Annotated in this window: 9 protein-coding genes and 3 tRNA genes; 8 read left to right on the forward strand and 4 right to left on the reverse strand. The window is 65.2% G+C overall.

Going from position 1 to position 12,400, the window contains the following annotated elements; translation table 11 throughout:
• Positions 1 to 55: 55 nt before the first annotated feature.
• The 8 genes from I2H38_RS05960 to I2H38_RS05995 all read left to right on the forward strand — a co-directional run bounded on the left by I2H38_RS05960 (position 56) and on the right by I2H38_RS05995 (position 10,301).
• The gene (locus tag I2H38_RS05960) at positions 56 to 1,966 is read left to right on the forward strand and encodes a CHASE2 domain-containing protein (protein WP_196271330.1); all 1,911 of its coding nucleotides are present in this window, start codon (positions 56 to 58) and stop codon (positions 1,964 to 1,966) included.
• A gap of 143 nt (positions 1,967 to 2,109) precedes the next feature.
• A complete protein-coding gene (locus tag I2H38_RS05965) occupies positions 2,110 to 2,997 on the forward strand; it encodes a cation diffusion facilitator family transporter (protein ID WP_196270907.1) in 888 nt (295 codons plus the stop codon).
• Between the two features lie 436 nt (positions 2,998 to 3,433).
• Complete coding sequence (locus I2H38_RS05970; protein ID WP_196270908.1) at positions 3,434 to 5,755, forward strand: O-linked N-acetylglucosamine transferase, SPINDLY family protein; 2,322 nt, start codon at positions 3,434 to 3,436, stop codon at positions 5,753 to 5,755.
• Positions 5,752 to 6,525 carry a glucose-1-phosphate cytidylyltransferase gene (gene rfbF, locus I2H38_RS05975; protein WP_196270909.1) on the forward strand — a complete coding sequence of 258 codons (774 nt, stop codon included), beginning with the start codon at positions 5,752 to 5,754 and terminating at the stop codon, positions 6,523 to 6,525. The genes I2H38_RS05970 and rfbF overlap by 4 nt, the downstream gene beginning before the upstream one ends.
• Complete coding sequence (gene rfbG / locus I2H38_RS05980; protein WP_196270910.1) at positions 6,510 to 7,607, forward strand: CDP-glucose 4,6-dehydratase; 1,098 nt, start codon at positions 6,510 to 6,512, stop codon at positions 7,605 to 7,607. Before rfbF ends, rfbG begins: the two co-directional genes overlap by 16 nt.
• Positions 7,604 to 8,863, forward strand: coding sequence for a class I SAM-dependent methyltransferase (locus tag I2H38_RS05985; protein WP_196270911.1), 1,260 nt, complete (start codon positions 7,604 to 7,606; stop codon positions 8,861 to 8,863). Before rfbG ends, I2H38_RS05985 begins: the two co-directional genes overlap by 4 nt.
• Positions 8,860 to 9,390 (forward strand): dTDP-4-dehydrorhamnose 3,5-epimerase, encoded by a 531-nt coding sequence (rfbC, locus tag I2H38_RS05990; protein WP_324617352.1) that lies wholly within the window; start codon positions 8,860 to 8,862, stop codon positions 9,388 to 9,390. The genes I2H38_RS05985 and rfbC overlap by 4 nt, the downstream gene beginning before the upstream one ends.
• A gap of 2 nt (positions 9,391 to 9,392) precedes the next feature.
• A complete protein-coding gene (locus tag I2H38_RS05995; protein ID WP_196270913.1) occupies positions 9,393 to 10,301 on the forward strand; it encodes an NAD-dependent epimerase/dehydratase family protein in 909 nt (302 codons plus the stop codon).
• Positions 10,302 to 10,400: 99 nt separating this feature from the next.
• On the opposite strand, the gene I2H38_RS06000 is transcribed toward I2H38_RS05995, so the two are convergent.
• From I2H38_RS06000 to I2H38_RS06015, 4 genes are all read right to left on the reverse strand, one after another.
• A tRNA-Gly gene (locus I2H38_RS06000) sits at positions 10,401 to 10,475 on the reverse strand.
• 20 nt (positions 10,476 to 10,495) lie between these two features.
• Positions 10,496 to 10,571: transfer RNA gene (locus I2H38_RS06005), tRNA-Ala, on the reverse strand.
• Between the two features lie 113 nt (positions 10,572 to 10,684).
• Positions 10,685 to 10,760 (reverse strand) — tRNA-Thr (locus tag I2H38_RS06010).
• Between the two features lie 87 nt (positions 10,761 to 10,847).
• Positions 10,848 to 12,398, reverse strand: coding sequence for a heme biosynthesis protein HemY (locus I2H38_RS06015; RefSeq protein ID WP_196270914.1), 1,551 nt, complete (start codon positions 12,396 to 12,398; stop codon positions 10,848 to 10,850).
• Positions 12,399 to 12,400: the final 2 nt, after the last annotated feature.

Consider the following 12,400-nt stretch of genomic DNA (forward strand, 5'->3'; position numbering starts at 1 on the left):
CGGGAACGAGCCGGGATCCGCGGAAACGGGGTTCTCCCCCTGGCGTCACTTCGCCATGGCAGGGCTGATCGCTGCCCTGCTGATCCCGGTATCGTTCCTCAAGCCGTTTCATCTTGTGGAGATGCGGCTCTACGACCTGTTCTCCATCGTCGGCCCTCCGCTTCCTCCGCATCCGGGCGCGGTGGTCGTCGCTATCGACGAGCCGTCCTTCTCCGAAATCGGGCAGCGCTGGCCCTGGCCGCGGGATCTGCACGCGAAGCTCGTTGCAAGTCTGCGCGCGGCGGGCGCGAAGGTGATCGCCTTCGACATCATCTTCGCCGAACCCTCGGAGGGCGAAGAGGATGCCAAATTGGCGAACGCCCTCGGTCCCGACGTGGTGCTGGCGGCGGACGACGTCACGACCCCGCTCGACCAGGGCATTCAGACGACCCGCGTCAATCCCATCGATCCCTTTCTCGATGCCGGCGCGCACCCCGGCGTGACCTCGGTCGATCTCGACGGCGATGCCTACTTGCGCCGCATGCCGACCTTGCCCGACAGCTTCGCGGCGGAAACCTTGCGCCTGAGCGGTCACCCCGTCACCCCGCCTCCCGAGGGCGCCCTGATCCAGTATTTCGGACCCTTCCGCACCTACCCGACGGTCTCCTATTATCAGGCCCTCGACCCTGAGAATTTTCTGCCACCGGGCCGGTTCAAGGACCAGATCGTGCTGGTGGGCCTGAGCCTGAAGGCCGCCACGTCGCCCGATAGCGGCGCGCCCGACAGTTTCCCGACCGCCTATACCTTAAGGACGGAAAGCCTCACCGCCGGGGTCGAGGTGCATGCAACGATCCTCGACAACCTCCGCCACGGCCTTTACGCCCTGCCCGCCCCCCGCCTCGCGATAGCCGGATTGATCCTCGCGGCGGCCTTGTCGGCAGCTGCCCTGTGCCGGCGCGGGATCTCCTGGCGGACGGGATTGGCGGCCTTCGCCACGGTCGCGTTCTTCATCCTCGGAGCCTGGGCTCTTCTGCGCTTCGGCCGCATCTGGGTCGCGCCTGCGCTGCCCATCGCCGCGACGCTGACGGTCTTCGGCGCGCGCTTTGGTCTCGACTTCGCCCGCGAGCGGCAGATGCGCCAAGCCGTATCGACTGCGTTCTCCCGTTATCTTTCGCCGGAACTCGTGGCGCAGCTCGCGCGCGATCCGGGCGCGCTCAAGCTTGGCGGGGAGCGTCGCAATCTCTCGATCCTGTTCTGCGACGTGCGCGGCTTCACGACCTTGTCCGAAAAGCTCAAGGATTCGCCCGAGCGGCTGACGAGCCTCATCAACCGCCTGCTCGATCCGCTCTCGGAGGCCATCCTCAACGAGGGCGGCACCATCGACAAATATATGGGCGACTGCGTGATGGCGTTCTGGAACGCGCCGCTGCCGACACCGGATCACGCCGTGCGCTCCGTGCGCGCCTCGCTGCGTATGATGGATGCGGTGACTGCGCTGAACGAGACCTTGCGCAAGGAACAGGGCGACGATGCGCCCGTCTTCGCGGTTGGGGTCGGCATCAACACGGGCGATTGCGTCGTCGGCAATGTGGGCTCGCGCTGGCGCTATGATTATACAGCGCTTGGCGACTCCGTGAATCTCGCGTCGCGGTTGGAAAGCCTGTCGAAGGAATACGGCGTATCGCTGATTCTCGGTCCCACCACGGCCGAGGCCGTGCGCGAGCATTATGTTCTGATCGAGCTGGATCGGATCGCCGTGCGCGGACGGGCGACCGAATCCGCGATCTTCACCGTTGTCGCCCCCGCTGAGAACCGCGCCGATCCGGACATCGCCGAGCTCCGGAACCTGCACCCGCGCCTTCTCGCCCATTTGCGCGCCGGACACTTCGGCGAAGCGACGGAGATGGTCGAACGCTGCAAGATCCTCGCTCCGTCACTCTCGGCGTATTACGCACGCCTGACCGCACGGTTCCCGGAGACGACGTAAGGTGCCTCCAGGAGCGGGGATTCATCGGATTCCCAGTGCTGTTGCGAGCTATTTGCAAATATAAACAAAGGCTTGCAGGTTCGGCGCCACACTCTATAAGGTCGCCTCCGCAACTCCCTGCCGCCCGTATTTTGTGTGACTCGATGGACAAGATCCAAAAACTTGCCATTGGCAGCATTTTCATTGGAACGATTGTTCTCGTCCTGAAATACGCTGCCTATTACATCACGGGCAGTATCGCGCTCTATTCAGATGCGCTCGAGAGCATCATCAACGTGGTCACGGCGATCGCGGCGTTCCTCGCCGTGCGGCTGAGCGCGCGGCCCGCCGACGCCAACCATCCTTACGGCCACCACAAGGTCGAATATTTCTCGGCGGTGCTCGAAGGCGTCCTGATCATCGTCGCAGCCCTGACGATCTTGCGGGAGGCATATTTCGGGTTCCTGTCGCCGAAGGCGCTCGATGCGCCTCTCGAAGGCCTCGCGATCAACGCCCTTGCGAGCTTCATCAACGCGATCTGGTCCTGGGTGCTGATCCGGCAGGGCCGCAAGCTCCGCTCCCCCGCGATCACCGCCGATGGGCGGCACCTGCTGACGGACGTGGTGACCTCGGTCGGGGTTCTGGCGGGCCTGCTCCTGGTTCCGCTCACAGGCTGGTACCAGCTCGACCCCCTGCTCGCCGCGCTCGTCGCCCTCAACATCCTCTGGTCCGGCTGGGATCTGATGAAGGAAAGCTTGAGCGGCCTGATGGACGAGGCCGTTCCCGAGGCCGTCCTGGCCCGCGTCCGCGAGGCGATTTCCAGCAATGCGGAAGGCGCCATCGAGGCCCACGACCTGCGCACCCGCCACGCGGGAAAACTGACCTTCATCGACTTCCACCTGGTCGTCCCCGGCGCCATGAGCGTCACGGACGCTCACGACATCTGCGACCGGCTGGAGCGGGCGCTGAAAGATCAGGTCGACGGCGCGCAGATCACAATCCATGTGGAGCCCGACGCCAAGGCCAAGCATGCGGGAATCGTGGTTCTGTAAGGGTCGAGCCGAGCTGTCGGATTCGCGATGCGCGGATCACCGATCCCGCGTATCCGAGGCCGACACGGCACGGCGCGTGAACGGCTGCGCGAGACTGTCCTGACATCGTTCTCTGCAAGGTATCGGCTGCACAGACGGAACAGCGCGCCATCGCGATTCCTTCAGCACTGAAAACCAAGGCGAAGATTGCCGATCTCGCTGTCGCACGAGACCGATCACGCGATCTAACCTCCCGCGAGCGCTGCTCAACAAACAGATCCGAAAGAACGCCGCTGTTCTCTCTCGGGATTCGCGAGGCGCAACACGCGAGTCGCAATCATGTCGCCTCAAATCGCGATCGACGCGAAGATGTCTATTGGCATCGCGCCCAAACAATTGATACCGTAATAACGTAATGAGCTAAAATCTAAACACGACACGAATCGGGGGGGCGTCTTTGTCTCAGGGACCGACAGCATCGATCCAGGAACTTCTCGTTGCCGCGCAACGCTTGAAAACCGAGGGTCGCAAATCCGAGGCCGCCGATCTCCTGATCCAAGCCATTGAGCAGAATAAGAGCCATCGCGCCGCTCTGCCGAGAGGCGTGCATGGCGAGCTGTGCATTCTTCTCTACGAACTCGGCCGATACGAGGATGCGTTGCATTGGAGCGCCGAGGGGCTGGCGCGTTTGAAGAAGGATTTCACGCTGACGAACCTGCGCGGCATCCTCTTTCGCCGGTTGAGCCGCTACGAGGAAGCGCTCGCCTGCTTCCGCGAGGCCGGCAAGCTCGATTCGAAAAGCATCATGCCGATCGCCAATGCGGGAAATGTGTATCTCGACCTGCACGACGGGCCGCGGGCGATCGAGGCCTTCTCGCGCATCGTGAGGCAGATGCCGAGATCGAGCGACTACCAGCGATTGCTTGGCATGGGGCATTTCTATGCGGGCGATCTCGAGCGGGCGCGTCGCCTTTTCGAATTGGCGCGACAGTTGGCGCCGAACGATCCGATGCCCTGGATCAGCCTCGCCAACGTGCTGGAGGAAACCAACCAGTTCGAGACGGCGCTCGCCACGCTCGACCAGGCCATCGCCCGAATCGGCCTGACCGAGCAGTTGATGACATCCAGGCTCGCCGCCCTGCGCCGCAACGGGCGCTTCGAAGAGGTCGTCGCATGGCTGCAGAAATTGATCGTCGCGACCCCGGACGATGCCGTGCTGCATTACCAGCTCGGGCGAACCCTGACGCGTTTCGACAGAGATAAAGCGAACGAGTGTTTTGCGAGAGCCCTTGCCCTCGCGCCGGACGATGAGGACATCATCGCCGAATACGCCGAGTCTCTCGACCGCACGCGCGGGCCCGAGGAACCGAAGAATATCGCTCAGGCCTATGAGCTTGCTCACCGGCGCAAAGCCTTGGGAGGCAACCTGCTTCCCGACGCACGGATCTTGCGCAATATCATGATCCGATCCGCCGATTACGCGGGCGCGGAGCGCCTCGGGTCCTTTGAGGAACTCGGCGCCTATTGGGCAAGGACGAACCAGGAGACCGCGCTTCACCATCTGATGGGGCAGATCCAGACACCGGAACAGCGACGGCACCTGGTTTCCTGGCATCGCATCTGGGGTCAGTCCTCCGAGAAGCGTGCGGCTCAGACGCCGCTTCGCACAGCCCCGGCCATCACTGGACGCGCCAAGATCCGCGTCGGGTTCATGTCGTCCGACCTGCGCCATCATCCAGTGGCCTATTTCGCAGCCCCGTTGATCGTCGGCTACGATCGAAGCCGGTTCGAATTCTACTGCTACTCCTGGAACACGAAACCCGAGGATGGAGTGCAGCAACGATTGAGCGAACTGGCGGATGTGTTCCGTTTGCATCCCACCATTTCCGATCGCGACGCGGCGCAGCTCATCGCCGACGACCAACTCGACGTGCTGTTCGAGCTCGGCGGCTCGACGGACATGAACAAGATCCGCACGATGGCCTGGCGTCCGGCGCCGCGTCAGGCGAGCTGGCTCGGTTACCCGCATTCCGCCGGCATCGGCACCATCGACAAAATCCTGACCGACCCTTTCATCACGCCGCCCGATCCGGCCCTGTTGATCGAAAAGCCCCTGGAGCTGGCCCATAGCTGGGTGGCGTTCGAACAGCCGGGCTTCGGACCGCTGCCCGGAATCGAGCCGACGACGCCGGAAGAGCGCGAAGGCCGCGTGACCTTCGGCACCATGAACAACCCCTACAAGTACAATCCCACCTGCATCGAAACCTGGGCCGCGATCCTGCGCGCGGTGCCGGGGTCGCGCTTCCTGTTCGTGCGGCCGGAAGGCGCGGTGCCGTCGTTCCGCGCCAATATCGAGCGCCTGTTCGCGGAGCACGGGATCGAAGCGGACCGGGTGAGCTACATGCCGGTGCGCGGGACGCATCTGCCGCATTACAACGCGATCGACGTGGCGCTCGATACCTTCCCTCAAACGGGCGGCACCACGACCTGCGAAACCTTATGGATGGGCGTACCGGTGGTGAGCCTGCTCGGCGAGGCTTTTTTCGAGCGTTTGTCCCACTCGAACCTGAACAACGCGGGCTTGGGCGATCTCTGCGTCACCTCCCGCGAGGCCTACATCGCGAAAGCGGTCGAGATCGCCAAGGATACCGCCTGGCGCACCGAATTGCGGCGCACCATGCGGGAGCGTCTGCGGTCGCATCCCCTCGGCAGGCCTGACCTTTTCGTGCACGACTTTCAGGAAGCCGTGGTGCGTTGGATGGAGGAGCCGCGTCCATGACGACAGCCGTGATTCTGGCGGGCGGGCGGGGCACCCGGCTCGCGGAGGAAACAAGCGCCCGGCCCAAGCCCATGGTCGAGATCGGGCGCAGGCCGATCCTTTGGCATATCATGAAGATCTATGCCGCCCACGGCGTCACCGATTTCGTGATCTGCCTCGGTTACATGGGCTTCCTGATCAAGGAATTCTTCGTCAATTACCACCTGCATGAAGCGGACGTCTCGGTCGATCTCAACTCCGGCGCGGTGAGCTATCACCGCAACGCGGCGGAGCCCTGGCGCGTGACCCTGATCGACACCGGCGACGACACCCAGACCGGCGGCCGGTTGAAGCGAGTGGCGCGTTATCTCGATCCGACAGAACCCTTTTGCCTCACCTACGGCGACGGGGTCGGCGATGTCGACGTCACCGCGCTTCTCGCCTTTCATCGCACCCATGGGCGGCTCGCCACCGTGACGGCCGTGGCCCCGCCCGGACGATTCGGGGCGCTTGCCCGGACGGGCGAGCGCGTGACGGCGTTCATGGAAAAGCCGCTTGGAGACGGCGGCGCCATCAACGGGGGCTTCTTCGTGCTCTCACCGACCGTGCTGGAACGCATCCCCGGCGACGCAACGGTTTTCGAGAAGGAGCCGCTGGAGAGCCTCGCCGCCGATGGGCAATTGTGCGCCTATGACCATCCTGGGTTCTGGCAGCCCATGGACACCCTGCGCGACAAGCTGCATCTGGAAGAGCTCTGGAGGAGCGGGGCAGCGCCATGGAAGATCTGGTGAGGACGACGCCGCGCGATTCGCGGCGGCCGGCACCGGACCTCTGGCGCAATCGTCGCGTGCTGGTCACGGGTCATACCGGCTTCAAAGGCTCCTGGCTCTGTCTTCTCCTCTCCGGTCTTGGCGCGAATGTCTCCGGTTTCGCTCTTCCTCAAGAGCCGGGTCCGACGGCCTTCGATTTGCTCGGCGTCGCCGACCATCTTCAGCAAAGTCAGCTCGGCGATCTGCGGGATACGAGTGCGGTCGCGGCGGCGGTGCGCGAGGCTAATCCCGAGATCGTCCTGCATCTCGCCGCTCAAGCCGTGGTCGGCCGTGGTTATCGCGACCCGGCGGGCACCTTCGCCACGAACGTCACCGGCACGATCAACCTGCTCGAAGCCTTGCGGGCGCAGATGGACAGCCTCGCCGCGGCTGTGATCGTCACGAGCGACAAGGTCTATCGCAATGACGGGACGGGCCAAGCCTTTCGTGAGACGGATCCGCTCGGAGGCGGCGACCCTTACAGCGCGTCGAAGGCGGCCTGCGAGATCGCGGTCGCATCCTACGCCCATTCGTTCGCGGGCGCTCTCCCGCCGCTTGCGACGGCGCGCGCCGGCAACGTGATCGGCGGCGGCGATTTCGGCGAGGATCGATTGATCCCCGACCTGTTCCGGGCCGAGCGCGCGGGACAACCGCTCCTGATCCGCCGCCCCGACGCGACGCGCCCCTTCCAGCACGTGCTCGATGTTCTCTGCGGCTATCTTCTCCTCGCCGAGGATCTCACCCTTCGCTCCCCCGAGACCCCGCGCGCGGTTAATTTCGGACCTGAGGATCGCGAGATGAGCGTCCGCGACGTGCTTGGCACCTTGGGGCGCGTGCGCGGCCGCCCTGTTGAATGGCGACAGGCTGATCCGCAAGCCGTCTATGCGGAAGCGCCGCGCCTTGCCATCGACGCATCGCTCGCCCGGCAGTCGCTTCGATGGGAGCCTCGCCTCAAGGGCGACGCCATCTTTACCGAGACAGCGGCATGGTATGAAGCTTGGCTCAAGGGCGAAACACTGCGCGGCCTGTCCGAACGCGCCATCGAAAGGGCGATCACTCCATGACGATTCTGAAAGGGCGGGCCATCACATCCTGTCGGGCATGTAGCGGCGCATTGTCGATACCGTTCTGCGATCTTGGCGCGCAGCCGGTGGCCAACAGCTATGTTGCGATGGAAGAACGCGACAGACCCGATCCGGTCTTCCCGCTGAACGTGCGGGTCTGCGAGCGTTGCAAGCTGGCCCAACTCGATCACGTGGTCGATGCGGGGGCGATCTTCAGCGACTACGCCTATCTGTCATCCGTGTCCGCCGGATGGCTCGCGCATGCACGCGCCTTCAGCGAAACCATGATCCAGCGCCTCGGGCTCGATGCCGAAAGCTTCGTCGTCGAGGTGGCCTCGAACGACGGCTATCTCTTGCGGAACTTCGTCGCGGCAGGAATCCCCTGCCTCGGCATCGAACCTGCCGCCAATGTGGCCGCCATCGCGGTGGCGGCGGGTATTCCGACCGAGACGCGCTTCTTCGGTCGCGAGGCCGCCGCAGCAATCCTGCGCGAGCGAAACCGCGCGCCCGACCTCATCATCGCCAACAACGTTCTGGCGCATGTTCCGGATGTGGAGGATTTCGTCGCGGGCCTTTCTCTGCTCGCGGGCGATCACGGCATCGTTTCGATTGAAGCGCCTCATCTCGTGCGGCTGGTAGAGAACGTGCAGTTCGACACGATCTATCACGAGCACTACGCCTATTGGTCCCTGCTCGCGGCCGAGCGCGTGCTGAACCGGCATGGGCTTGCGATTGTCGACGTCGAGCGTCTTCCCACCCATGGCGGATCTTTGCGCCTGTTCGCCCGTCGAGCCGAATCCTCGCTTCACCCCTCCCCGATGCTCGAGGCGATCCGCGCCGAGGAAGCGGCGGCGGGTCTCGACAGCCCCTCGTTCTATGACGGCTTCGAGCCGCGCGTGCGGGCTGTGCTCGACGCCTTCAGGACCTATCTCGACGAAAGCCGCGCCGCGGGCCGCAAAGTCGCCGCCTATGGCGCGGCGGCAAAGGGCAACACCTTCCTCAACGCTGTCGGCGCGACGGCAGACGACATCGCTCTCGTGGCGGATGCCAACCCGTTGAAGCAGGGCCGCCTCCTGCCCGGAAGCCGCATACCCATCGTGTCGCCGGACGCCCTGTTGGCGGCGCAGCCCGACGACATCGTCATCCTGCCCTGGAACATCGCACCCGAGATCATGCGCAACCTCTCGGCCAAGGGATGGAAGGGCCGCTTCGTCACGGCGATCCCCTCATTGAGCATTCACGAGAATTCGCCGTGATCCTGGAGGCCACCTCTCTGCCGGGAGTCCGCCTGCTGCGGCCCGAACCTCACGCGGACAAGCGCGGTCTTTTCGCCCGGACCTATTGCCGCGAGACCTTCGCGGCGGCGGGGATCGATTTCACGCCTCTGCAGATGAGCACATCCTTCAACCGCATCGCCGGCACCTTGCGCGGCCTGCATTGGCAAGAGGCTCCGCACGGCGAGGCGAAGCTCGTGCGAGTCACGCGCGGAGCGATGTTCGATGTGGCCGTGGATCTGCGCGCGGATTCGCCAACTTATCGAAAGTGGTTCGGGCTCGAACTCTCGGCTGAGAATCGCCTGTCGCTGTTCATTCCGGCAGGTTTCGCCCACGGCTTCATCACCCTCGAAGACGAGACGGAAATCGCCTACGCAATCGATGCCGCCTATGCTCCGGTTGCAGCGCGCGGCGCGCGTTTCGACGATCCGGCTTTCGCCATCGCGTGGCCCCTCGCGCCATCCCTCGTGGGCGAGCGGGATCTCGCCTGGCCCGGGTTCGAGGGCTGAGAATGGCGGCACCGCGCATCCTTGTGACGGGCGCCTCCGGGTTCATCGGGGCTTGCGTCCTCGCGCCTCTGCAGGCGCGCGGCTTCAGCGTTCATACACTCGGCAGACGCACGCCGGAGGGACCTTTCGAGGCCCATCACCAGATCGACCTGATGGATGCCGCAGCAATCGACACCCTGCTTGCGGCGCTACGCCCGTCCCACGTGCTTCATCTGGCCTGGTTTGCGGAACACGGCCGATTCTGGACCGCGCCGGAAAATCTCGACTGGGTCGCCGCAACTCTCACCCTCGGCCGCCTCGCCGCCCGGCACGGCGTGGAACGTTTCGTCGGGGTCGGCACCTGCGCCGAATACGACTGGTCCGATGGCGGCAGCTCCCCACGGCGCGAAAGCGACGCGCTCGCCCCAGCGACCCTTTATGGACGCGCGAAGGCGGTCACCGCCGCTCATCTCGAGGCGTTGTTTGCGGACGAGGGCGTGAGCTTTGCCTGGGCCCGGATGTTCCATCTGTTCGGCGCAAATGAGCCGTCCGGCAAACTTGTCGCCTCGATTCTGGCATCGCTTCGATCGGGACAAAAGGTGGAGCTGCGCGCGGGCGCGGCCATCCGTGACTACATCCCCGTCCAGCATGCGGGTGGCGCACTGACCTCACTCGTCGCGGCGAACGTCACGGGCCCGGTCAACCTGGCGAGCGGCCAATCCGTCCGCATCAGCGAAATAGCCGGCCTCCTGGCGCAACTAACAGGTCGCGAAGACCTCTTCGACAACAGCGACCGCCCACTCCCGCCCGGGGAGATCCCAGCCATGCTGGCGGATGTCACGAAACTGCGGCGTGAGGCCGGTGCCCCCGAGCCGCCGCCCTTGATCGAGAGCCTGCGGCAGCTCTGCGCCGAGGCCGGCAATCGTCCTTGACGAACGAGCGACCCACTCGGCGCTATGGGCGACCCGCAACAGGTCGCGGTCAACGGCCATGAGACGCTTGAATATCGATGAATTTCCCCGAGGAGAAATTGGAGCGGGCGAAGGGATTCGAACCCTCGACCCCAACCTTGGCAAGGTTGTGCTCTACCCCTGAGCTACACCCGCGCTCCATCGTTTCATCAGATTGGTGGAGCCAGGCGGAATCGAACCGCCGACCTCTTGAATGCCATTCAAGCGCTCTCCCAACTGAGCTATGGCCCCAATCTGATCCTTGGATCGTACGGCCCCAACTCTTCCCGTGGGGGTCATCCGGGCCGGCGGCAGGCCTCGAAAGCCGCAGCAAGCCAAGAAAACCCTATTTTCTAAGGGAAGAATGGTGCCGCAAGAGGGATTCGAACCCCCGACCCCCTCATTACGAATGAGGTGCTCTACCAGCTGAGCTATTGCGGCGTCACGATCGTGCGATCGAAGAGGGCGACCTCATAACCTCAAGCCCGGCGCTTGGCAAGGGATGCCGGGGCGCAGATGTGCATCCTTCTAGCGAAAAAGGCTGCGGCGGGTGGGCGGCGTCTCTTCCGGCGGGGCAACATCCGGTGGGCTTGCGGGGAAAACGACCGGCTCCGGTTGGGGCGGAACGGGTTGCACCGCCTTCACCGTCACGGGCGGTTCGGCCGCCTTGGGGAGCGCCGGAGCGAGCTCCTCCCGAAGGGCGGGAGCCGGCTCCAACGATATGATCGGAATGACTTTCTGCTCCTCGTGGAGGTCGGCGGTCACGTCGTCGCTCATGGCGAGCTCAGGCGCGACGAGCACGTCGGGCGGGGCCTGCCAGACGAAGGCATCGAGACGCCCGGTGACAGGCGAGATGGGAGCCCATTGCTCGGACACGACGCCGTCCGCGATCCAGGCCGGATCGCGCGGCGCGCGGGTGGCGCGGGCGAGCCACTCCCGGCCCTTGCCGGTCGCGCCATGCTCGGCCTGCTCCAGATCGGACATGAGGAGGCAGACCCGCATGGTCGGGCGCTCTGCGATGAGAGGTTCCAGCGCCGCGCGGGCGCGGGCGAATTCGCGCGATTCGAGAGCGGCGCGGGCGACCGCGAGGCGGCCTTCCGGCGCGCCATCCGAGAGCTTCTGCAGGGTGTCGGCGCGCTTGAGCCGGTCGAGGGCCGAATCGCCGGGCCGCAGATTGAGATAGACCTCCGCCAGATCCGGATGCGGCTGGCTGCGCCAGGCGGTTTCCACCACCTTGGCGGCGCGGCGCAGCTCGCCTTTGTGCGACAGAAGCCGCCCTGCCAGCGCCGCCGCCGGAATCAGGGTCGGCGCGAGTTTTACCGCCTCCTGCGCGCTATAGAGCGCGCCATCAGGATCATGCTCGACCCGATCGAGGGCATCGGCGGTGAGAAGAACCGCCCGATGCCGCTTCGCCGTTGCCTTGTCGACAAGGCCGAGAGACGCCCGGCGCTCGATGGCGTCCAACGCCCCGCGCCAGTCGCGGTCGGCGCAGCGCGCTTCGAGCACCGCATCGCTCGCCCAAGAGGCGGCAGGTGCGAGCCGGATGGCCTCGGCGGCATATTCGCGGGCTGCGGCAGCATCGCCCCGGCGGCGCGCTTCGACGAAAAGACCGCGCAGGCCCAGAACCCGCGTCTCGTCCCGATCGATCATTTGGGTGAAAGCCGCCTCCGCCCCCGCGCGGTTGCCGGACACTTGCGCCGCCTGGGCTTTGAGAAGCAGCGCCAGCGGCTCATGGCCGAGCAGGCGCTCGGCCTCCCCCGCATAGCGGCGCGCGGCGATGGTGTCGCCCGCGCCGACGGCCACCATGCCGCGCGACACGGCCTGATAACCGCGCGCCCGACGGCGCGCCCGCGACGCGAAGGTCAGGCGGGAGGGCAGGCCCAAAATGGTCGTCACGACCGACCAGAGCAGCGTCAGCGCCAGCGCAAGGCCGACCAGCGCGACAGCGGCAACCGCGACGGAAGTCTGCATTTCGTAGCCGCCGAAGGTGACGAGCACCGTGCCAGGCCGGTCGGCGAGCCAGACCGCGCCGAAAGCCGCGACGCAGAGAAGACCGATGAAGACGAGAGTGCGCCACATGC

The organism is Microvirga alba, assembly GCF_015694465.1.
GTDB lineage: Bacteria > Pseudomonadota > Alphaproteobacteria > Rhizobiales > Beijerinckiaceae > Microvirga > Microvirga alba.